The sequence below is a fragment of the Thermococcus cleftensis genome, from assembly GCF_000265525.1.
GTDB classification, from domain to species: Archaea; Methanobacteriota_B; Thermococci; order Thermococcales; family Thermococcaceae; genus Thermococcus; species Thermococcus cleftensis.
In genome coordinates, this window is sequence record NC_018015.1 from 170,873 (window position 1) to 192,611 (window position 21,739).

Annotated in this window: 25 protein-coding genes; 18 read left to right on the top strand and 7 right to left on the bottom strand. The window is 56.7% G+C overall.

The genetic code is table 11. The annotated features are described in order from the left end of the window. Window positions 1-135 precede the first annotated feature (135 nt). Both CL1_RS00925 and wecB read left to right on the top strand, forming a co-directional pair. Window positions 136-1,422 carry a UDP-N-acetyl-D-mannosamine dehydrogenase gene (locus CL1_RS00925; protein ID WP_014788036.1) on the top strand — a complete coding sequence of 429 codons (1,287 nt, stop codon included), beginning with the start codon at window positions 136-138 and terminating at the stop codon, window positions 1,420-1,422. Then, window positions 1,419-2,552, top strand: a complete 1,134-nt coding sequence (gene wecB / locus CL1_RS00930; RefSeq protein ID WP_014788037.1) for a non-hydrolyzing UDP-N-acetylglucosamine 2-epimerase — start codon at window positions 1,419-1,421, stop codon at window positions 2,550-2,552. The genes CL1_RS00925 and wecB overlap by 4 nt, the downstream gene beginning before the upstream one ends. Here the strand turns inward: wecB and CL1_RS00935 are convergent. The 4 genes from CL1_RS00935 to CL1_RS00950 all read right to left on the bottom strand — a co-directional run bounded on the left by CL1_RS00935 (window position 2,549) and on the right by CL1_RS00950 (window position 5,801). Further along, complete coding sequence (locus CL1_RS00935) at window positions 2,549-3,238, bottom strand: hypothetical protein (protein WP_048151674.1); 690 nt, start codon at window positions 3,236-3,238, stop codon at window positions 2,549-2,551. The two genes, wecB and CL1_RS00935, sit on opposite strands and share 4 nt — an antisense overlap. After that, complete coding sequence (locus tag CL1_RS00940; RefSeq protein ID WP_014788039.1) at window positions 3,235-3,810, bottom strand: hypothetical protein; 576 nt, start codon at window positions 3,808-3,810, stop codon at window positions 3,235-3,237. The genes CL1_RS00935 and CL1_RS00940 overlap by 4 nt, the downstream gene beginning before the upstream one ends. Beyond that, window positions 3,811-4,479: a hypothetical protein gene (locus CL1_RS00945; RefSeq protein WP_148267257.1), complete on the bottom strand. Its 669-nt coding sequence runs from the start codon at window positions 4,477-4,479 to the stop codon at window positions 3,811-3,813. A 62-nt stretch (window positions 4,480-4,541) separates the two neighbouring features. Continuing rightward, the gene (locus CL1_RS00950) at window positions 4,542-5,801 is read right to left on the bottom strand and encodes a radical SAM protein (RefSeq protein ID WP_014788041.1); all 1,260 of its coding nucleotides are present in this window, start codon (window positions 5,799-5,801) and stop codon (window positions 4,542-4,544) included. Between the two features lie 188 nt (window positions 5,802-5,989). Between CL1_RS00950 and CL1_RS00955 the strand changes: the two genes are divergently transcribed. The 15 genes from CL1_RS00955 to CL1_RS01025 all read left to right on the top strand — a co-directional run bounded on the left by CL1_RS00955 (window position 5,990) and on the right by CL1_RS01025 (window position 17,268). Beyond that, window positions 5,990-6,490 (top strand): hypothetical protein, encoded by a 501-nt coding sequence (locus CL1_RS00955; RefSeq protein WP_014788042.1) that lies wholly within the window; start codon window positions 5,990-5,992, stop codon window positions 6,488-6,490. Between the two features lie 295 nt (window positions 6,491-6,785). Next, window positions 6,786-7,316 carry a Na+/H+ antiporter subunit E gene (locus CL1_RS00960; protein WP_014788043.1) on the top strand — a complete coding sequence of 177 codons (531 nt, stop codon included), beginning with the start codon at window positions 6,786-6,788 and terminating at the stop codon, window positions 7,314-7,316. Next, a complete protein-coding gene (locus CL1_RS00965) occupies window positions 7,313-7,567 on the top strand; it encodes a monovalent cation/H+ antiporter complex subunit F (RefSeq protein WP_014788044.1) in 255 nt (84 codons plus the stop codon). Before CL1_RS00960 ends, CL1_RS00965 begins: the two co-directional genes overlap by 4 nt. Beyond that, a complete protein-coding gene (gene mnhG / locus CL1_RS00970; protein WP_014788045.1) occupies window positions 7,564-7,971 on the top strand; it encodes a monovalent cation/H(+) antiporter subunit G in 408 nt (135 codons plus the stop codon). Before CL1_RS00965 ends, mnhG begins: the two co-directional genes overlap by 4 nt. Beyond that, window positions 7,968-8,252, top strand: a complete 285-nt coding sequence (locus CL1_RS00975; RefSeq protein WP_014788046.1) for a DUF4040 domain-containing protein — start codon at window positions 7,968-7,970, stop codon at window positions 8,250-8,252. The genes mnhG and CL1_RS00975 overlap by 4 nt, the downstream gene beginning before the upstream one ends. 2 nt (window positions 8,253-8,254) lie before the next feature. After that, the gene (locus tag CL1_RS00980) at window positions 8,255-8,962 is read left to right on the top strand and encodes a Na(+)/H(+) antiporter subunit B (RefSeq protein WP_014788047.1); all 708 of its coding nucleotides are present in this window, start codon (window positions 8,255-8,257) and stop codon (window positions 8,960-8,962) included. Next, window positions 8,959-9,303: an NADH-quinone oxidoreductase subunit K gene (locus CL1_RS00985; RefSeq protein ID WP_014788048.1), complete on the top strand. Its 345-nt coding sequence runs from the start codon at window positions 8,959-8,961 to the stop codon at window positions 9,301-9,303. The genes CL1_RS00980 and CL1_RS00985 overlap by 4 nt, the downstream gene beginning before the upstream one ends. Beyond that, on the top strand, window positions 9,300-10,787 hold the full coding sequence (locus CL1_RS00990; protein ID WP_014788049.1) for a proton-conducting transporter transmembrane domain-containing protein: 1,488 nt from the start codon (window positions 9,300-9,302) through the stop codon (window positions 10,785-10,787). The genes CL1_RS00985 and CL1_RS00990 overlap by 4 nt, the downstream gene beginning before the upstream one ends. Next, the gene (locus CL1_RS00995) at window positions 10,784-12,628 is read left to right on the top strand and encodes a proton-conducting transporter transmembrane domain-containing protein (protein ID WP_014788050.1); all 1,845 of its coding nucleotides are present in this window, start codon (window positions 10,784-10,786) and stop codon (window positions 12,626-12,628) included. The genes CL1_RS00990 and CL1_RS00995 overlap by 4 nt, the downstream gene beginning before the upstream one ends. Then, complete coding sequence (locus CL1_RS01000; protein WP_014788051.1) at window positions 12,629-13,522, top strand: respiratory chain complex I subunit 1 family protein; 894 nt, start codon at window positions 12,629-12,631, stop codon at window positions 13,520-13,522. Window positions 13,523-13,532: 10 nt separating this feature from the next. Continuing rightward, window positions 13,533-14,120 (top strand): NuoB/complex I 20 kDa subunit family protein, encoded by a 588-nt coding sequence (locus tag CL1_RS01005; protein ID WP_014788052.1) that lies wholly within the window; start codon window positions 13,533-13,535, stop codon window positions 14,118-14,120. Continuing rightward, window positions 14,111-14,689 carry an NADH-quinone oxidoreductase subunit C gene (locus CL1_RS01010; protein WP_014788053.1) on the top strand — a complete coding sequence of 193 codons (579 nt, stop codon included), beginning with the start codon at window positions 14,111-14,113 and terminating at the stop codon, window positions 14,687-14,689. The genes CL1_RS01005 and CL1_RS01010 overlap by 10 nt, the downstream gene beginning before the upstream one ends. A gap of 10 nt (window positions 14,690-14,699) precedes the next feature. Then, window positions 14,700-15,884: an NADH-quinone oxidoreductase subunit D gene (locus tag CL1_RS01015; protein ID WP_014788054.1), complete on the top strand. Its 1,185-nt coding sequence runs from the start codon at window positions 14,700-14,702 to the stop codon at window positions 15,882-15,884. 5 nt (window positions 15,885-15,889) lie between these two features. Continuing rightward, window positions 15,890-16,576 (top strand): NADH-quinone oxidoreductase subunit NuoI, encoded by a 687-nt coding sequence (gene nuoI / locus CL1_RS01020; protein ID WP_014788055.1) that lies wholly within the window; start codon window positions 15,890-15,892, stop codon window positions 16,574-16,576. 98 nt (window positions 16,577-16,674) lie between these two features. Continuing rightward, entirely contained in the window at window positions 16,675-17,268 is a 594-nt protein-coding gene (locus tag CL1_RS01025; RefSeq protein ID WP_014788056.1) for a DUF996 domain-containing protein, read from the top strand. Window positions 17,269-17,359: 91 nt separating this feature from the next. Here CL1_RS01025 and CL1_RS01030 read toward each other — a convergent pair whose 3' ends face one another. Then, a complete protein-coding gene (locus CL1_RS01030) occupies window positions 17,360-18,661 on the bottom strand; it encodes a uracil-xanthine permease family protein (protein WP_014788057.1) in 1,302 nt (433 codons plus the stop codon). A 76-nt stretch (window positions 18,662-18,737) separates the two neighbouring features. Continuing rightward, entirely contained in the window at window positions 18,738-20,081 is a 1,344-nt protein-coding gene (locus CL1_RS01035) for a leucine/methionine racemase (protein WP_014788058.1), read from the bottom strand. Window positions 20,082-20,198: 117 nt separating this feature from the next. Here CL1_RS01035 and CL1_RS01040 point away from each other — a divergent pair, with 117 nt between their 5' ends. Continuing rightward, window positions 20,199-20,660: an Lrp/AsnC family transcriptional regulator gene (locus tag CL1_RS01040; RefSeq protein WP_014788059.1), complete on the top strand. Its 462-nt coding sequence runs from the start codon at window positions 20,199-20,201 to the stop codon at window positions 20,658-20,660. Here the strand turns inward: CL1_RS01040 and CL1_RS01045 are convergent. Beyond that, window positions 20,657-21,733, bottom strand: coding sequence for a M24 family metallopeptidase (locus tag CL1_RS01045; RefSeq protein WP_014788060.1), 1,077 nt, complete (start codon window positions 21,731-21,733; stop codon window positions 20,657-20,659). The two genes, CL1_RS01040 and CL1_RS01045, sit on opposite strands and share 4 nt — an antisense overlap. Window positions 21,734-21,739 lie beyond the last annotated feature (6 nt).

A 21,739-nucleotide genomic window follows, 5' to 3' on the forward strand; every position in this document is an offset into this window, starting at 1 on the left:
TGATAAAATTCCAATCGGGGCATCATTATCCTGCGGAGTTTATGATAACGGCCCATATGCAAAGAAACCGGGCCGGAAACCGTTTTCTGGAAAAGGCTTTTATTCCACCAAGCCTAGAACCGCTGGGTGAAGAGAATGCTGGAGAAGATCGAGACGGGAACGGCAGAGATCGCGGTCATCGGCCTGGGATACATAGGCCTTCCAACTGCCATAATGTTCGCCAACGCCGGGTTCAAGGTTACCGGCTATGAAATCAGAGAAGATGTTGTTGAGAGGATAAACTCGGGGAAAGCACACATCGTTGAGCCCGAGATTGACGAGCTCCTCAGGAGGGCCGTCGAGAGCGGGAACCTTAAGGCGACTTCCAACCCAAGGGATATAGAGGGAAAGGACGCCTACATAATATGCGTCCAGACGCCCCTGAAGGACGACAAAACACCGGACCTGAGCTACCTTGAGAGCGCCGTTAGAACCGTTGCAGGGGCCATGAAAAGGAACTCCCTAGTCGTCATAGAGAGCACCGTTCCACCGCTCACCACCGTTAAGATGGCGGGGCTCATAGAGGAGCTGACGGGCTTCAAAGCTGGAGAGGACTTCTACATGGTTCACGCCCCGGAGAGGGTGATGCCGGGGAGGATATTCAAGGAGCTCGTCTACAACTCTCGCATCTTCGGCGGGATAACGCCCGAGAGCGCGGAGATGGCGGAGAAGCTCTACCGCTCCTTCGTCCGGGGGCAGACCTTCAAGACCAGCTCCACCGTCAGTGAAGTCGTCAAGCTAATGGAGAACACCTTCCGCGACGTGAACATAGCCCTAGCGAACGAGTTCGCCTTCCTCGCGCACCAGTACGGGATAGACGTCTTTGAGGCGATAGAGCTGGCCAACACCCACCCGCGGGTCAGGATACACTCGCCCGGCATAGGCGTCGGTGGGCACTGTCTCCCGAAGGACCCCCACCTTCTCCTCTGGCCGGCTAGGGAGGACTTCGGGCTGATAAGGCTTGCAAGGGAGATAAACGACTCGATGCCCCTCTTCACCAAGGATTTGCTCTTCTCGGCCCTCAGGGAACTCAACGTTCCGCCGGAGGACGCTGTAGTGGCGGTTCTCGGCCTGGCCTACAAGGGCGACAGCGACGACACGAGGAATTCCCCCGCCCTGGCATTCATAGAGGCCATCGAGGGTGACGTCGCGGAGGTGAGAACCTACGACCCCTTCGTAGGGGGGAGCGCGGGGAGCGTTGAAGACGCTCTTAGGGAGGCCGACGCGGCCGTCATAGCTACAGACCACACGGCCTTCAAGTCCCTCGACTGGGAGAAACTCGGAGAGCTCATGAGGACAAGGATTCTGATAGACGGCAGGCACGTAGTTGAAAACCCGCCGAGGGGCTTCCTATTCAAGGGCATCGGGAGGGGGGAGTATTGAGGCCCGCCTTCGTCTTCGGAACGCGGCCGGAGATAATAAAGCTCGCCCCCGTCATAAGGGCGTTTGAGGAGAGGGGCGTTAAACCGCTCCTCGTGCACACGGGCCAGCACTACGACTACGAGATGAGCAGGGTCTTCCTTGAGGAGCTCGGGCTTCCCGAGATAGACCACCACCTGGAGGTAGGCTCAGGCACACAGGCGGAGCAGACCGGGACGGCGATGATAAAGATCGAGCGGGTCCTGATGGACGAGAGGCCAGATGTAACCATTGTCCAGGGCGACACCAACACGGTTTTAGCTGGAGCCCTGGCAAGCGTCAAGCTGAAGATACCTGTGGCTCACGTTGAAGCGGGCCTGAGGAGCTTCGACAGGACGATGCCGGAGGAGATAAACAGGGTTTTAGCGGATCACGCGAGTGAGGTCCTCTTCGCGCCGACCGAAGAGGCTAAGAAAAACCTTGAACGCGAGGGCATAACGGAGAACGTCTACGTCGTCGGCAACACCGTCGTTGATGCGGTTCTTCAGAACGCTGAGCTGGCCGAGAGGAAGAGCGACGTCCTGGAAAGGTTCGGCCTGAGGCCAGGGGAGTACGTTCTAATAACGGCCCACAGGGCCGAGAACACCGACAGCAGAGAGAACCTGGCCAAGCTGGTGGAAATCCTCGAGAGCCTGCCGATGATCGGAATCTACCCCATGCACCCCCGCACGAGGAACAGGCTGAAGGAGTTCGGCCTGTGGGAGAGGGTAAGCTCGATAGGGAACCTGATCGTGACCAAACCCCTCGGCTACCTCGACTTCCTCAGGCTGGAGAGGAACGCCTTTGCGATAATGACGGACTCCGGTGGAATACAGGAGGAGGCGATAATCCTCAACGTGCCCTGCTTAACCCTCCGCTACAACACGGAAAGGCCGGAAACGATTGAGGCCGGCGGCAACGTCCTGGTCGGTCTCGAAAAGGAAAGGGCGATAGGTTATTTGAGGAAACTCATGGACGACGAGGAGTTCTACAGGAGAATGGCGAGCGCGCCGAACCCATTCGGAGACGGGAAGGCGGGAGAGAGGATAGCCGAAATCCTGATGGGGCTGTACGAGGAAGGAAAGCTGAAGGTGAAGAGCTCGAAGTTCATCTAGTTCAGGGTCTCCGCCCAGGCTTCCAGCTCCCTCACCACCTCACGGGAAAGGAGTTCCCAGCAGTCCTCGCCGCTGAGCTTTCCGTTCCTGACCTCGAGGGTGTTCCAGTAAACAACCAGCGTGGAGTAGGGCCTACCGCTGGCGTCCCCCCTCGCCTCGGCCGTCTGGAACAGCTCACGGGCAAAGTCCTCCAGGTTGTCCGTGTTCCCCCTGTACATTTCCTCAACGGAGAGATAGCTCCCAACGTCGCCGCTGGAGCTCGCGTAGAGCAGAACGCTGGCGTAGCAGGTCTCGTAGTAGAACCTATCCTCGTGTCCCTGGAAGGGTATGAACAGCACCACCACTGGCTCGTCTATCCAATCCGGCGGACTCTCGCCGGGCATTATTATTACCGGCCTGACGTGGGCAAACTCCACGCTGATGTTCCTCTCCTCGAAGGCCTCCCTGATGGAGGATTTGAGGGCGCTTTCAAAATCCCCCCGAAGACCAAACTCCGGGTAAACGTCGGAGGCAAGTTCCACCTCCAGGGGGAAATCAACCACCACACGCTCCCCTGTCGTCACGTTCTCGAGGTGGCTGAACTCACCGGAGGATTTCCACGAGACGTTGGCCGTGAGGAGGAGATAGCCCGCGGTCGAATATGCTATCAGCATGAGGAGCAGGAGGACTTTTCCGGACCGGTTCACGATCGTCCACCCTCCAGTATTCTCTCAACGTGATCAACCAGGGCCTCCGAGGAAATCTCCAGCAGGTGCCTGTTGTAGCCTGCGAAACCGATGAGGCCACGGGACTCGTCAGAGACGTCCACCAGAAGGTAGGCCTGGCCCTCGGGCGTCTCGCTTTCATTAAAGGCTGATAGAACCCCCATTCCACCAGTTGAGTTTAAATGGCTGAGGTAGTCGCCCGGGTCGCCCGAGCTGGAGTAAAACGCGCCAACCCTGATGTGCCCCCGTGAGGAGACCGGGAAGTAGGTGATGTTGATCCACTCAACCCAGACGGCTAAGAATTGACCGTCGCACTCAACGGGGGCCGATAGGAGAAGGACCCTGTACCCCCTGGACCTGAGTTCAGAGGCAACGAGGTTTCCGAGGGTAGAGTCGGGGTAAACGCAAAAGCCGGAACCCGCGGAGACGTTCACCTGGTCCGGCATCACCACGACCTTGGAGTCCGTTTTCGAGCTTCCGAAAACGAAGGGGCCGAAGTAGAAGGCAAGAAGGAGTACCAAGAGAACCGCGGCCGCGAGGTGGAGCTTCCTCATTCACAACACCCCTGACGTCTGAAGAAGCTCTCCGACGCCCTCCGCTATGGCCTCAACCGCGCCCTCGCAGGGATCGCCTCCGACCAAGCGGCCCCTCTCAGCCTTCATTCCCCTCCACCACGCTATCCCAACGTCCCCTGAAAGTCTGTTGGTTCCAAGGTATGCCATTGCCCTAGCATCGAGCTCCTCCGCGAAGGCCTCGGGGTCGCTTGTCTTGATGGCCGCGTAGGCGGCCAGGAAGCTCTGGACGTCTCCCACAGAGGAGTAGTACGCAACGACGTTCAGCTTGCAGGTCCGGGAGAGAAGTCCGCTCTTCTCGTCCTCCGAGAGAACGTAGACGACGAGCAGTCTGCCCTTGAATTGAACCGCGGGAAGGCTATCCATTCCCGTGGCAACGACCCCCGGGTCAAGTCCGTACCTCCGGGCCACAGGAGGAATGGCGACCTCAAGTTTGGACTTCAGCGGTTCCCTCGCCACGACCACTATGTAAAGCTCGTTCGGGTCAAGGGGGACGTGGACTGAGTTGTCGTCGGTTAAAGTGGGACCACCTGTAGACACCCCTCCCCCCGAGTACTCAGTAAATACGCTGTCCTGGGAGGCCATAATAAGCGTTGGGGCCGCGAGAACCGCGAGAAGAACGACTATCAAGAGCGCCTTCTTCATAACCACTCACCAGGGTAGAAATTGGTGGAGGCACTTAAATAATTTTTGGACTTGTGAGCGAAAAAGCGCTAAACGGGTGTTCCGATGTAAATGCCGTGCCTCGTCCTGACTATCCTCACCCTGATCCTGTCCCCCACTTCCGCATCGGTGTTGATGACCTCTATTAGACGGTTCCGGGCTTTGGCCAGCATCTCCCCCTTTATCCTGCCAGGGAGAACCACCTCCGCCCTGACTATCTCCCCGGGCCGGAAGGCGAGCGGAATGAACTCTCTCTTCTCCATGCCGAAGTGCTTCGGCCTCAGGACGAGAGGTCTCATACCGGTCTTCTCTTCGAGTTTCCTGAGCCAGGCGTAGAACTCCTTGAAGGGGACGAGCTTCGCTATCGTTGGGTTCCTGCCGAACTTGTAGGGAATGTAGTTCTGGAAGCCGAGGGCCGGCCAGCGCTTCCCGGCGCCGATTTTCCGTGCAAACTCAATGAAGGCCTCGGCCTCGTCGTCGTTTATCCCGAAGATTATGACCGGAGCGATGAGGACGTCTATCCCAGCGTTCACCAAAGCCTCCGCCATCTCGAGGACGTGCTCGAGGTCGTAGTCCTTCCTGCCCATCAGCATCTTAGCCTTGTCGGGGTCGAGGGAGTGAAGAGATAGGTTCACCCTGTCGAGACCGGCCTCGGCGAGCTCCTCGACAAGCCTGTCGTTGAGAAGAGTTCCGTTGCTCTGCATCGAGATAACGGAGACGTTTGGGTGCTCGCGAAGGGCCTGAACAAGTTCGACCCTAAAGGGATATATCAGAGGCTCCCCCTGGCCGTCGATGTGGGCCTCCAAACCCTTACCCTTTATCCTCGCCACGTCATCGAACCACTTCATCAGGTAGTCCACGTCCACGACGTAGTCGAGCTTCCTTGTCCTAGAATAGGGCCCTTCATCGACGGAGCAGAAGATGCAGCTTAAATTACACCCGCTGACACCGCGAATCTGTATGAGGTTCGTCCCCCTGTCTATTAAACCGAAGGCGTTGTAGCCTAAGAGGGGGATTTCCATTCCCTCGTGAATGTACAGTACCTTTCTGTCGGTGTACCTGTTCCTTAACAGCGCCCCCAGGTTGTTCTGAATGTATATCGCCACGAACTTCTCGATTCCGGGGTAGTCAGTGTCGATGACGAGAAGGCCGTTTCTCACGGAGATTTCAGGCCTGACCCTGTACTTTCTCCGTATCACCCTCGCGAGCTCGTCCTTATCAAAGTCCGCGTACAGGGTCTCGCGCCATATCAACCTCACGCTCTCGCCGAGATCCTCGAAGGTGACGTGGGGGAGGTGAACCTCAATCATGTTTCGGGGTTCTCATAGGGGGCTTAAAAACCCGCCGATGGATAAAAAATCCCGCCATTGATGGGTCTTCCGGTTCCCCACTGCCCAAAGATTTTTAAAGGCAGGCCTGTTGCCATCATGCGGGCATGGAAACATTTTAATATTATTGAATTAAACAGTCTAGCGATGGACTAGTGTGGGTGAGGTTAATGTGGGGGAAAATCGAGCATTACTTTGACGAATACCCGGTAAGGAAGCAGATCGCCAAGACGCTTCTCAAGTACGGACTCAAGGTCTCAGATGATCTCAAGATCAAGGCCGGTGACATAGAGGTGCCCTACACCAAGATCGCCAAGGCCCTCGACGTGGACAGAAGGGTTGTGAAAGAGACCGTCGGTATGATACTCAAAATACCCGAGCTGAAGGAGATATACACCAACCTCGAGCCGACGGTCCACATGAAGTACGTCGGCAGGCACGTGGGCTACGGTGTCATCGAGATCGAACCTGAGCCAAGGGCGATAGGAATACTAGCCAAAATAGCCCTCAAGATAGCCGAGCGCGACATCAACATCGTCCAGGTCGTCGCGGAGGATCCGGAGCTCTATCCCGAGGCGACCCTCACGATAATCACAGAGAAGCCCATTCCGGGCGACCTCATCAACGAGCTCTCCAAGCTCGAGGGTGTCAAGAGAATCTCCATCTACTGAGCCCTTCTTCACACCATTTATTAGTTCGCCAAGGTTCTTCTGAGGTTCGATACTAAAACCGCCTTGGTCCCCTGAAAGAAACTGAACAAATTTGGGAAGTGCCAGCTTTAACAGGGCAGTGCTCCCTGAAGAACCCTTACTGGCATTAAAGAACAAATCTGATGCCCCCATTTTAACCAAAAGTTTTAAACCTTTGTTCTTCGCAGGTAAGGTTTATAAGTCATTGTTAAAAACCCAAGATTAGCTTCGCTTAACTCTGTTCGGACATGTCCACCAACCGCTGGAGGTTGATGATATGGGAGAGGCAAGCAAAATAAGCAGGTACCTGTACACGGTAATCGTGCTGTTCTTGATATGGCTGGCCATAACGGCCAGTCTGGACCCGCAGGAATTGGGATTTGGTCTGCTGCTGTCGCTCATAGTCGCAGCATTCACCTACGAGATATTCACCACGAGCGGTCTGGCGAACCTCCACCCCAAGAGGATAGCCTACATGCTCGCCTACATACCCTACTTCCTGTGGGCGATGATTAAGGCCAACCTTGACGTTGCCTACAGGGTCCTCCACCCCAAGAGGCCCATAAGGCCAGGAATAGTGAAGTGCAGAACCGTCCTCAACAGCGACGTTGGAAAGCTCTCCCTGGCCAACTCGATAACCCTAACGCCAGGAACCATAACCCTCGACGTCGATGGCGACGAGTACTTTATTCACTGGATATGGGTTCCAGAGGAAGCTATGACTGAGAACGAGGAAGAGCACGTGAAGGTCGCTTCCGAGAACATAACGGTTCCCTTCGAAAAGTTCCTGAAGGTGATCTTCGGATGATAGGGATAAACGTTTACCTCGTGCTTATAGCAATAGCGACGCTCCTCAGCATGTACCGGGTCTTCAGAGGGCCGACGACCGTCGATAGGCTCGTGGCAGTGGATATCATGACCACCATAACAGCCGGCCTGATGGTGCTCTTCGCCCTCTACTACAAGAGAATGATATTCCTCGACGTCGCGCTGGTTTATGCCATACTGGCCTTCGGTGGAGTCATAGCCTTCGCGAGGTACATGGAGGGAGGCCTATGAACGCTTTGACTGCGATAGGAGAGGCCCTCGTGTTGATAGGAACGTTTTTCTACTTCCTCTCAGCCCTGGGTCTCATCAGAATGCCTGACGTTTACAACAGAATGCAGACCTCCACCAAGAGCGCGACGCTCGGAAGCCTCGGAGTCATGGCAGGAGTTGGCATCTGGGCCCTCGGAACGGACTTCGGAAGCGCCGCCTGGCTCACCAAGAGCCTGGTCATAGCGACATTCCTCCTGCTCACCAACCCGATAAGTGCCCACGCCCTCATAAGAGCCGCCTACAAGAGCGGAATCCCCCTCTGGGAGGGCAGCGTCGTTGATAAGTACCGCGAGCACCTGGAGGCGGGGAAGAAGGAAGAAGTAGAGGCCCCCAAAGAAACCCCCGAGGAGGGTGGTGAGGAATGAACTGCATAACATGCATTGAATACATCATAGTCGGCATCATGATAATCTCCGCTGTGCTCGCCGTTGAGTGGAGGGACCTCCTGGCGGCGGCGGTTGGAATGGCGGCGGTGAGTCTCTTTGCCTCACTGCTGTTCTTCATGCTCCAGGCACCGGACGTGGCGATGACAGAAGCGGCCATAGGTGCGGCGCTCAGCGGTGCGATATTCATCTTCGCCATCAAGAGAACCCAGCGCTTTGAGACGGAAGAGGAGGAGAAGCCCGGCTGGTGGGTGAGGTGGTGAAAATGCTCAAGCGCGCGCTCGCGATAATCACCCTACTCATAATCGGCTACTGGCTCGCCCAGGGGCTGGCGGGCGTTCCGTTCGGCGAGGACAAGATGCTGGTCGGCCAGTACTACCTCGATCACGTTAAAGAACAGACCGGAGCCGTCAATGCTGTAACTGCCGTGGTCGTCAACTACCGTGGGTTCGATACCCTCGGTGAGGTTACCGTCCTGTTCATAGCTTCAACCGGAGTCGGGGCACTCCTCTGGAGGAGGAGAAAAGAGAGGACCGCGAGGACGGAGGGATCGATAGTCCTCACCACTGGAACCAGGCTCCTCGTGCCGTTCGTGATGCTCTTCGGTGCCTACATCTTCATTCACGGACACCTCACCCCGGGCGGAGGATTCCCGGGAGGAGCCACCATAGCGACCGCGTTCCTGCTGCTCTACATGGCGTTCGTTCAGTATGAGATACCACACAAGGCCTTTGAGAAGGTCGAGGGCGCCGTCGGAGTGAGCTACGTTCTCGTTGGCCTCATAGGCCTTGCCATAGGTGGCTACTTCCTCTACGACTGGATATGGCAGGACTGGGGCTTTGGCACCGAGAACATCGGCAGGCTCCTCAGCGGAGGATTCATCCCCATAATCTACACCATCATCGGCCTCAAGGTCGGCACCGAGCTGAGCGGAATCATCGACAACATGCTCAAGGAGGAGGTGAGCGAATGATTTCAGTCTACTACTTCGGTGCCATCTCCCTCATACTGATAGGCCTCTACGCAGTCCTCGTTAAGAAGAACCTCCTTAAGATGCTCATCGGGCTGAGCATAATGGAGACCGGCGTGAACCTCCTCCTGGTCAGCGTCGGCTACGTTGCCGGAAGGAGCGCGCCCATACTGAGCGAGGGAATCGGGCCGAACCAGGCGGTCGATCCGATTCCCCAGGCGCTGGTTCTCACGGCAATAGTCATAGGCGTCGCCACCACCGCCATGGCCCTTAGCGTCGCCATGCTGCTCTACGAGAAGTACGGAACCCTTAACGTTGAGGAGATAAGGAGGTTGAGAGGATGAACGGGCAGTACGCTTCACTCCTCATAGCATTGCCCCTCATAGGTGCCTTCTTCGTGCCCCTGATAAAGGGCGCCGGAAAGAAGGCCGTTAAGTATTATCTCATAGCTATCACCGCAGTCCAGACCGGAATAGCGGCCTGGGTCTTCCAGCAGGTCTACTCCACCGGGAAGCCGATAATAGTTATGGCCGGCGCCTGGAGACCGCCCGTTGGAATCAACCTCTACATCGGCCACTTCGCGGCTCTCTTCATTCTCATCGTTGCCGCGGTCAGCTTCATGATGGCCGTCTTCAGCCTCAGGGCCATCGAGGTCGAGCCGATAGACAAGTACGCCATGCTCTTCCTCCTGCTGATGCTCGGAGCCACCGGCATGATAGCGACGGGAGACATCTTCAACCTCTTCGTCTTCATGGAGATAACGGCCATAAGCGCCTACGCTTTAACCGCCTACAACAAGACTGGCGAAGCCGCGGAGGCCTCAATGAAGTACATTATCCTCGGAGGAATAGGCTCAAGCTTCTTCCTCATCGGCATAGCCCTCATCTACGGCTCGCTCGGAACCCTCAACATGGCCCAGATAGCCCAGCTCGCCGGTAACATGAACGCCACCGTCGCCCAGGTCGGACTGGCGCTGGTAATCTTCGGCTTAGCCGTTGAGGCCGAGCTCTTCCCGCTCAACGCCTGGGCGCCAGATGCATACCAGGCCGCGCCGCACCCGATAACGGCCATGTTCTCGGCCTTCGTCGTCAAGGCTGGGCTCTACGCAATGGCCAGGCTGCTTTACCTCATGCAGGCGGTGGAGAGCTGGGGTTCGGTCCTCAAGCTGCTCATAATAATGGCCACCCTCACCGTCTTCGTCGCCGAGTTCGCGGCACTGAGGCAGAGGAACGTCAAGAGAATGATAGCCTACTCCAGTATAGCCCAGATAGGCCTTATAGCCCTCGCCTTCGCCCTCGGAACTCAGAGCGGTGTCGATGCGGGAGTATTCCACATGGTGAACCACGCCATAGTCAAGGCCCTCCTGTTCCTCGCCGTCGGGCACGTCGCGGTTACCCTCGGCGGGGCGGAGATGGAGAGGTTCGAGGGGCTTGGGAAGAGAATGCCCCTGACGGCCTTCGCCATAACCATCGGAGCCATAGCCGCCGTTGGAATACCACTCTTCAACGTCTTCTGGAGCAAGCTCAGGATCCTCCTCGCCACCCTAGGTGCCGGCTACACTTGGGCTGCCGCGGTCGTGCTCATCGCCAGCGTCGTCGAGGCGGTCTATTACTTCAGGCTCGTCCACCTGATGTGGTTCGCCGGGGAGGGTGAGAGGATAAGCGAGGGACTGGCAGTAAGCCTCATACTGCTCTTCCTCGCGGCCCTTGTGGTGGTCATAGGCGTTTATCCGGACTACGCTTGGAGCATCGCCCAGAAGGCAGGAAGCGACATCTTCAACGTGGCCCAGTACATTGAGAACGTTCCACTGATGGGGGTGGGAGCATGATTAACGAGATACTCCTTATCCTCTTCGCTCCCCTCGTAGCGGGAGTCATTGCGTGGGCGCTCGACGTAAAGGGAGTGAGGGAGGCAATAGGGATAATCGGTGCCGCGATCCCGCTGGCAGTGCTGGCCAAGCTCTACTCCCAGGTGCTCGATGAGGCTATCAACTACTCGATCACCGTGAGCGGGTTCACCCTCCAGCTCCAGCTCAACCCGATGAGCTGGTACTTCGCGGTCATCGCTTCGCTCGTCGGCCTGGCAATGGCACTCGGAATGGCCGTGACCTCCAGGAACTCTTACGACTGGCTCTTCGCGCTCATGAGTTACACTGGAGTGCTCGGCGTCTTCCTTAGCCAGGACTTCGTGAGCTTCTTCCTGCTCTGGGAGCTCATGACCTTTGCCAGCTTCATGATGGTGCTCAGGAGGAACAGGCACGAGTCGCTGAAGTACTTCGTTCTTAGCGTCATCGGAGCCTACGCCATGCTCATAGCCATCGGAATGCTCTACGCCAAGACCGGGGCGCTGGATTTCGCCACCATCAGACAGGCCCTCTACATGGACGCCGCTATGGGCACCATAACGACCAGGGAGATGGCGATGATATTCGGCCTCTTCCTCGTTGCCTTCGGTGTCAAGGCCGGAAGTGTTCCGCTCCATGTCTGGGCGCCCGGTGCTTACAGCGAGACGGACCAGAGCTACACTGCCTTCTTCAGCGGTGCCCTCAGTAAGGCAGGGGCCTACGGTTTCCTCCTGCTCTACATACTCATGGGCTACAAGCTCTACGCCGCCTTCGGCACCTTCAACAACCACCTAGTCTTCGCCTACATCATAGCCTGGCTCGGCGCCATAACCGTCGTCGTCGCCGGCTTCCTCGCGGTTCTCCAGGAGGACATCAGGAAGCTCTTCGCCTACTCCTCCATCAGCCAGGTCGGTTACATACTGCTCGCCTTTGGGCTCGGCAGCACCCTCGGCTTTGCGGGAGGTCTCTTCCACGTTCTCAGCCATGCCGTCTTCAAGGGCCTCTTCTGGCTCGTCACGGCCGCGATAATCCTCCAGACAGGCAAGACCCAGTTCAAGGACATGGGCGGTCTGGCGGAAAAGATGCCCTTCACCTTCGCCATGGGTCTCATAGCGGTGCTCAGCCTCGCTGGAATCCCGCCAACGGCCGGCTTCGCGAGCAAGTGGCTCATCTACGAGGCAGCAATACAGGCCCACATGCCCCTCGTCGCTGGGGCCATATTCCTCGGAAGCGGCATAGCCTTCGCATACGTCGTCCGCTTCCTCTACGCCGTCTGGTTCGGCCAGAGGCCCAGCGACCTCGAGGACGTCAAGGAGGCCCCGCTACCGCTCCTCATTGGAATGGCGATACTCGCGATACCGAACCTGGTCTTCGGAATTGCCCCCGGCCTAGTCACCGACTACATCAACAAGATGCTTGGCGGCGAGATAGTGGGCGGCGACTACTACAGGCTCGTCACCCAGACGGGAACCTACAACGCCCTTCTCGTCACCATAGTGCTCACCATCGGCCTCGCCATAGCAGGACTCATCTACATCTACGGAGCCAGGGCCAGGAAGGTTCCGGTCACCAACACTTACCAGTCCGGTAACCCCGTCACCGAGGAGTACAACCTGAGCATCAGGAAGAACTTCTACAGGCCTCTCGCGGAGGCCCTTGAGTTCTGGCTCAAGTACAGCTGGGACAGGTTCTACGAGCGCCTGGCTTCAATGGCCGAGGACTTCGCTGACTCGCTCAGGGAGAGCTTCTACAACGGAAACGTCCAGAGCTACTCCTGGTATCTGGCGGTAGTACTACTCATACTCGCTCTGTGGGGGGTGCTGTGAATGATAGACTGGAAGCTGATACTTGAAGTCATAGGAATGCTCATCTACGCGACCTTCATGGGTTTCATCTTCATGGGTATTGAGAGAAAGGCAATGGCCAGGATACAGAGGCGCGTTGGGCCGCCGATCTACCAGCCCATCATCGACACCCTCAAACTCCTCGGCAAAAAGGAGAGCATAAGCCACGGCTTCATCTACGACTTCGGGCCGATATTCGCCCTCGGCGCCAGCATAACCGCGCTCCTATTCATACCCATAGCCAACTTCCAGCTCTTCAGCAGCAATGCCGACCTCATCGTCGTCGCCTACCTCCTCGAGGTGCCGATGCTCGGCATAATGCTCGGTGCCATGAGCTCTGGCAACCCCTACTCTGCCGTCGGTGTCCAGCGTGGACTGCTCACCATGGTGGCTATGCAGCTGCCCTACGGTCTGGCCCTGATAGCACTCATACAGTACTGGGGAACCTTCAAGCTTTCAGAGCTAGTCGCCCTCCAGCAGACCCAGGGGTGGAGCATACTCGTTCCCGCGCTCTTCCTGGCGATGATAGTCTTTGACATAGTCTTCCAGGCTATGCTTGGCCTCGAGCCCTTCGACATAATCACCGCCCCAGCGGAAATCTCGATGGGTCCCATGGTCGAGTACGGCGGCAAGCACGCGGCCCTGCTCTTCACCCAGCACGCGGTTCAGCTCTTCGCGGAGACAGCCTTCTTCGCCGTGCTCTTCCTCGGCGGGGCCAGTAACCTCCTTGAACTGCTTGTCAAACAGATAGCGGTGCTCTTCATAGCGATATTCGTGGCCAGCATCTACCCGCGCTTCACCATCGACCAGGCAGCCAAGTTCTTCTGGAAGTGGCCGACCATAATGGGAATAATAGCCGTACTGCTGACGATGTGAGGTGATGTGGATGAGCGAGAGGAATGACGATTTCATAACCTACGAGCTCCAGGAGTTCAAGCTCTTCGAGCCCCTGTTCCGGTGGGCCAGGAAGAAGAGCCTCTGGATAGTGGCCTTCTGTACAGGGTGCGGAGGCATAGAGATGCCTCCGCTCTTCACGGCACGCTACGACATCGAAAGGTTCGGTATGATGCCGAACCCCTCCCCGAGAATGGCGGACCTGTTCCTCATCACGGGCTACGTCACTCCAAAGACCCTCAAGAGGATAATCATAACTTACGAGATGATTCCCGACCCGAAGTACATAATCGCCCACGGCTCGTGCCCCATTAACGGCGGTGTCTACTGGGACTCCTACAACGTGGTCAAGCAGCTCGACAAGTACATACCCATCGACGTCGCCATAGCCGGCTGTATGCCGAGGCCGGAAGCTGTTATGGACGGAATCCAGGAGATAATGAGGAAGATCGAGAGCGGGGAAGCCGATGGCTGGAAGAGATATAGGGAGAACTACGAGTGGTACAGGAAGAACCAAGACGAGCTCTTCGGTGAAGGCTGGCGCGAGAGGGACGCCAGGAGGTGGCTGGCATGGATATGAACGAGAAGCCGAAGGTGGAGGAGAAGGAGGTCCAGGAGATGGAAGTCCAAAAACTCCCCGACACCAAGGAGGGCAGGCTCGTCGCAGAGCTGCTCGAAAAGGCCCCCTACGCCGAAGGAAGCGTCAGAAGGGAGAGGAGGATAGAGTTCAGGGTCCCCAAAGAGGAGGTGAAGAACTTCCTCAGGCTCGCCAGCGAGAAGTTCGAGATACTGCTTCAGATAACCGTCGTGGACTGGCTCAAGGAGAGCGAGTTCGAGGTAATCTACCAGCTCTGGAGCGTGAGTGAAAACGTTCACGCCATGGTCAGGACGAGGATTCCAAGGGACGATCCGAGGCTTCCGACGGTGATGGACATCTGGCCCGTCGCTGAAACCTACGAGAGAGAAGCTCATGAGTTCTTCGGCGTCATCTACGAGGGCAACCCAAGGCTTGGGCCTTTCATCCTCGAGCCGAAGGAGTACGAGAAACACCCCCTCAGGAAGGACTTCAACATGCTCGGCTACGTTAAGATGGTCTACGGCGAGGACTTCGACAGGTATGATGAGAGCAAGACCAACTACGTGATATGAGGTGATGATCATGGCGAATTTGGAGGTTCCGAAGGAACTCAGGCAGGAGGCAAAGCAGCACGATATGTACCTTCACCCCATAGACAAGGACACCTACGAGCTGTTCTTCGGCCCACAGCACATGGCGACCGAGAACTTCAGCATAATCCTCAAGATGGACGGCAACAGAATAGAGAAGGCCATAGTAAATCCCGGCTTCCTCCACAGGGGCTTCGAGAAGCTCGCAGAGCAGAGACCGTACTTCACCAACATAGCCCTGCTCCTCCGCATCTGTGTCCCCGAGAGCGATGTGCCGGAGAACATTTACTCCATGGCGGTCGATGAGATAGTGGGCTGGGAGGTTCCAGAGAGGGCGATATGGATCAGAACCACCGTCCTTGAGATGGCCAGGGTGGCAGGCTGGATGTTCTGGATAATGGGATTTGGAAACGAGATAGGTCTCTACACGCCGGGACAGTGGGCGGCAGCTTACCGCGAGCGCTTCATGCGCCTCTTTGAGGAGCTCACCGGCGGAAGGGTTTACCACATCTACACAGTTCCGGGCGGTGTCAGAAGGGACATACCGGGGGACAAGTGGCTCCGCCAGCTCAGAGACACCGTCGAGTACATCAAGGGCAAGCTGAAGGACTTCGACGAGATACTCTTTGACAACTACATCACCTTCGAGAGGACTGAGGGCGTTGGGGTCATGGACAAGAAGTTCGCCCTCAAGCACGCCGTCACCGGCCCGAACCTCAGGGCCGTTGGAGTCCCCTACGACGTCAGAAAGGACGACCCCTACTACCTCTACCCCGAGCTTGATTTTGAAGTGCCGGTTCTCAAGGAAGGTGACAGCCTTGCCAGGGTTCTCGTAAGGAGGTACGAGCTGGAGCAGGACCTCTACATACTGGAGCAGCTCCTTGACATGGGGCCGCCGAGCGGGCCATACATGGTCAAGGATCCGAAGCTCAAGAACCTGCCGAGGTTCAAGGTTCCGGCCGGAGATGCCTTTGCCCACGTCGAGAGCACCAAGGGCGATTTTGGAGCATACGTTGTCAGCGATGGAAGCCACAAGCCATACCGCGTCCACATTAGAGGGCCAAGCCAGAGCCACGGCGTTACCGTGCTTGAAGAACTGCTCAAAGGCGCGCGCCTTGCCGATGTGCCGGTCATATTGAAGACCCTCGACAACTGCCCGCCCGACATAGACAGGTGATGGCAATGCCGGCGAGAGTAGTGGGTGAGGAAAAGGTCAAGATCAAGAAGTCCTTCGTCAAGCCCTGGATGGGGGTTAAGTACCTCTTCAAGAGGCCCGTCACTATAAAGATACCCTTCGAGAAGATAGACGCCGCACCAAAGTACAGGGGCTTTCACACCCTGGACTGGAAGAAGTGCGTTGGCTGTAACTTCTGCGGCCAGATATGCCCGGCAAGGGCAATAGAGATGACCTGGCTCGAAGTGGACGGAAAGATGGAGAAGAGGCCACACCCGAAGGTGGACTACGGCCGCTGTACCTTCTGCCAGTTCTGTGTTGACGTCTGTCCCACAGGGGCGCTCGGATTCAGTGAGAACTACATACTCACGACGGACGGAACGGAGGACGCGCTGGAACTCTTCGACTGGGTGCCCATTCACCCGGACAAGGTCAGGGAGCTCAACGAGAAGTTTGGGGACTACTACTTCCCGGTCGTCAAGATCGAGAGGCTCGAGGACGACACCTACCGCTACCACCTCCGCGATGGTGACGTGATTGAGTTCAAGATACTCGGCTACGGCATAAGACCTCCCAAGAAGCCGGCGGCAAAGCCTTCACAGAAGTCGGTAGAGAAGAAAGAGGCCTCCACATCGGCGAAGAAGGAAGAGAAACCCGCCGGAAAGGCTGAGGCTAAATCTGGGGAGAAGAAGTGATCTTCTTCTTTTCTTTTGATCCCTTAGGTTTTCAGAAGCCCCTATGCTGGCGTAACCTTTTAAAGTGTTAAAGTCCAACAACCCATCGGGGTGATTCCGTGACAGTGAACATTAAGAGCGAAAAGAACTACGGATTGATAGGTTCAGTCCTTGTGATAGTCGGTGGGTTTCTGGGCATAATACCCTACATCGGGATAATAATGAGCACGGTTTCCCTCATTGGGCAGATTCTCATACTCCTCTCCCTCAAGGGAATAGGTGAAAAGCTCGGGGACGACAGGCCCTTTAAGTACTACCTTTATTCAGTCGTCTCGGGTATAGCAGGCGCCATCATCGCGATAGTCTTCATGGCCATTGGAATCCTCTCAATCCCGGCCTTCATCGATGAGGCCGACTCAATTTCCACCGTTGGAATAGCCTTCCTGGGCATCGGCGTCCTTGTCCTGCTGGCCGCGGCGATAGTTGGCATCTACTATGCCATCAAGACCTGGCGCACGATGTACGGGCTGACCGGCGTCGAGGAGTTCGATAAGACCGCGACGTGGATGCTGTGGGGTGCGGTGACCCTCGTCCTCTTCGGTCTCGGACTGATACTCCTCCTGGTTGCGGCCGTCTACCAGATACTGGCCTTCTCCAACCTCCCAGAGGAGATAGAGACTGGGGAGATGGCAACATCTGGCCAGATATTCTGACACTTTTCCATTTTTTGAATAAAGCTTTGAGATCTGAGTAATTATGGTGCCAAGTTCCCTCCCCATTCAAAGGGCAACTAAAAAAGAAGGATCAAATGATCCGATCCAGAACCATCGCGGTCAAAGCTCCAACTGCCATTCCGGATTCAAGTATGCTGGCTATCAACCTTGGAAAGCTGGCGAGGAACTCCGCCGGGAGCTGTGGAGCGCCGAGGCCCGCTATAAGCGAAGCGGCCAGTATCAGCGTGTTCCTGTCGTTGAACTCGACCCTCTCCTTTATCAGCCTCAGGCCGGTGACGCTTATCATGCCGTAGAGGGCCAGCGTGAGTCCGCCCAGCACCGGTGCGGGCATTGAGGCGAGAATCCCGGCGAACTTTGGAACCAGTGAGAGGAGTATGAGTATAACCGCTCCCACCCGAACCACGTGCCTGCTGCCCACCTTGGTGAGCGCAACGACGCCTATGTTCTCGGAGTAGCTCGTCGTCCCGCAGGCACCCAGAAGGCCCGCTATCGAACAGGCCAGGCCTTCGCTGCCGATTCCGCGCGCTATGTGCCTCTCGGTTATCTCCGAACCTGTGACGGTGGCTATGGCGTGATAGTCGCCCACACTCTCGATTATACTCACCATGAAGGCGAAGAGGAGCAGGACTATCGCCGTGGTGTCGAATATCGGCTCGCCCCACGGGAAGGGCCTTGGGACGCTCACGATGGGAAGGCTCCTCACGAGCCTGAAGTCCGTGAGGCCGAGGGGAACGCTCACGGTGTAGCCCACCACCGCCCCCACGACGACCGGCATCGCTTTCAGGCTACCCTTCGCCCGCAGGGCAACGAAGACCGTCGTGAGGAAAGTTATGACCGCGACCAGGGTCGCCCTGGCGATGGTCCCCCCGGCGGGATCTGCGTAGAAGTTGAAGAAGTTCTTAACCGCGACGTCGGCCAGGCTAAAACCTATCAGGGTTATCGTAACTCCCGTCACGAGTGGAGTGAAGAGTCTCCTGACCTTTCCGATTATCCCGAGCCACCCGATGGCGGCCTCTATCAAACCGCCGACGATCAGTGCGCCCTGGACCGCGGCCATTCCGAGGCTTGAGCCAATCGCTATGAGGCCTGGAATAAAGGCGAAGCTTGAGCCCTGCACTATCGGGTAGCGCGAGCCTATACTCGTCTGAAGCAGCGTGGCGATGCCCATCGCCAGCAGAACAGCCTGTATCATGAGAGCAATCTCGGAGCCGCTCAGTCCAACGGCGCCCCCAACGACGAGGGGCACAGTGACGGTGGCTCCAAACATCGCGAGAACGTGCTGAAGGCCAAAAACCAAAGCCTTGGAAGGTTCGACCTTATCCTCGATTCCTATTTTCATTACCGGCTTTTCCACCATTTCAAGGGTTTCCATTGAAGCCCGCTCAAGCTGTGTGGAATTTTGTTTAAAAAGTTTTCGAGGAATTGAAAAATAAACAGATTTATGTCAATCACCAGCCCTGAACCTTCGTCAGGATCTCGTCCGGCACTTTCCCTTCCTCGACGTCGCTTATGGCCCGCTCTAGCCTGTTCAGACCTTCCTCCAGTAGTTCCTCCTCTATCGTCAGGGGTGGCTGAATCCTGAGCACGTTGCCCTGCAAAAAGGCCAGGACGAGACCGAGCTCATATGCCCGCCAGACGACCTTCCTTGCCTCCTCGTAGGCCCTCTCCCTGGTTTCCCTGTTCCTCACGAGGTCAACACCGAGCATCAGGCCCAACCCCCGGACGTCGCCGATTAACTCGTGCTCTTCCTTCATCTTTTCGAGTCTCCTCTTTGCGTACCTTCCGAGCCTTTCCGCCCTCCTCAGCAGGTCTTTCTCCTCTATCTCCTCGATAACGGCAAGGGCCGCCCTGCTCGTCACCGGGTTACCGCTCAGGGTGAATGTGTGTCCAAGTGATGGAAGGGAATCCATGACCTCAGAGCGACCTATTATCGCACTTATCGGAAGCCCGCCTCCGAGGGGCTTGGCCAGGGTTATTATGTCGGGCTCGACACCGAAGTGCTCCATCGCGAACCACTTCCCCGTCCTTCCGAGCCCGCTCTGGACTTCATCAACCGCCAGGAGGATTCCATACTCATCGAGGATCCTCTTCACCCTCCTGAAGTAGCCCTCCGGCGGGACAACCATTCCAGCGTCGCCTTGAATTGGCTCGGCGAAGAGGGCGGCGGTTCCTTCGGCGTAGACCTCCCCTTCGAACTTTTCTTTTAGATAGCTTACGCACTCCATTTTGCAGGTCTTTGGCTCCTTCCCGAAGGGGCAGCGATAGCAGTTCGGATACGGAACGTAGTGAACGTCGCTCAGCTCTCCGACTATGGAGCGAACCTCGAAGTCAAGGCCGGTTATGCTCATCGCCCCGTAGGTCGCCCCGTAATAGCTCCTGAGGTAGCTGAGTATTGTCCTTCTCCTCGTGTATGCCCTCGCAAGCTTTATCGCGCCATCGTTGGCGTCGCTACCAGTCATGCCGAGACTGACCTTCGGACGCTCAATCGGAGCTATCTCGGCGAGCTTCTCCGCAAGGAGAAGCGGCTCAACCGGAAAGCCGTAGATGAACGTGAAGTGGATTAGCTCCTCGGCCTGCTCTTTTATCGCCTGGACAACGCGGGGATTGTTGTGCCCGACGTTCTGAACTGCGGCATCGCTCAGGAAGTCTATGTACTCCCTCCCTTCGATGTCCCAGACGCGGGCGTTCTCGGCCTTAACCCCAACTATCGGAGCGTAGGTAACGCGCGCCGACCTCGGAAAAATCCGTGAGTATCGCTCCAGAACCTCCTCCTTGCTCGTGGGATAGTCCATGCTCTCACCGTACTGCTATACGCGCTTGGAATTAATAGCAATTTCGCCCAAATTTTGCTAATTTCGCAGAAAGGATTAAAAGAGTAGCAAGATAATGACAAAAATCGGGGTGAAAAAATGCGTATTAATGAACACCTTGACGAACTCGACAGGATGATACTGCATGTCCTTCAGGAGGACGGAAGGGCCAGCTACTCCGAGATAGCGAGACGGCTGAAGGTGCCGGAATCGACCGTCAGATTAAGGGTGAAGAAGCTCGTCGAGAGGGGCGTCATAAGGAAGTTCTCGGCCCTTATAAATCCCTTCAAGGCGGGCTACTCCATCGTTGCTTTCATAGCGGTCGATGTCGAGCCGAGCAGGGTCAAGAAGGCCGCGGAGGAGCTGAGCAAGCTGCCGGAGGTGGACGTTCTGGGGATAGCCACTGGAGCCCATGACATACTCATGCAGGTGACCGTCAAGGACCTCCAGGAGCTTGAGAACTTCCTCATCGAGAAGCTCGGAAGAATAGAGGGGATAAGAAGCACGGAAACGTCAATCCTCACGAGCGTCAGGAAGTGGGGCTACGCGAGGGTGTTTTAGGTCACCCTCTCCAGCCCGTTTTTCTTGACGATGTAGGTATCCTCGTGCTTTATGGCACCCTCGGGGAGCATCAGCGGGGAGTGTATTATGCTCAGCACCATGTTCTCCTGAACCTTCGCGGCCCTTTGAGGGACGACTATGGTGGCTATAGGCGGTTCCTCGATGAGCAGGCCAACGCCATGGGTGTAGCCAGCTATGTACGCATCTCCAAAGCCTTTATCCCTAAAAAAGCTCGCGAGCTTCTTCTCAACGGCGTTGATCGGCACTCCCACCTCTGTCTCATTCAGCGCAAGCCTGTAAGCCTCCTCCTTAACCTCGATGGCCTCCCTGACCCTTTCGCCCGGCTCTCCTACAACGAAAGTCCTGGCCATGTTTGCGTAGTAGTGGTTCCAGTCGGCCCCTATAACGACGGTAACAATGCCATTTTTGGGGACCCTAAGGTCGCGGAAGGGCTCGGCGTGTGCCCTCGGGGTTGTGGAGACATAGACCTTCGGGTCTTCACTGCCGCTTAGCATGAGCTCCCTAACCACTTCGGCCGCTATCTCAAGCTCGCTGAAACCGGGCCTTATCACTTCCTCCGCCACCTTCATACCCTTCCTTGCCATCTTCCCGGCCTTTCTGATGTTCTCCAGCTCCCACTCGTCCTTTATCATTCTCAGCCCCATCGTGAGGTCTAGTATGTCCACTATCTCCACAGTCGGGTTGAGGCGCTCGAATATCTTGAGGAATATCAGGTAAGCGTCGCGCTCGATGCCGAACTCCAGGCCCACGCGTTCCATACCGTTCCTGTGGATCCAACTCACGACGCCAGCCATAAGGTCCTCTACCTTCTGGAACTCCACGACGTTTTCAATCCAGCTTTTCTCCCTGAAAAGTTCCGCTTCACCTTTGACGACGTAAACCACCGGCTCACCCTCGGCTGGAATAAAAAGACTCGGACGGAGCCACTTTGTGCCCGTAAAATAGATAAAGCTGGAGAGGGTCCTTATAACCGCCCCGTCGATGTCGTTCTCCCGTAACAGTTCCTGAAAGCGCTCCACTCTTCTCCTGAAGATTTCTTCGCCCCCTCTCATCGTCCC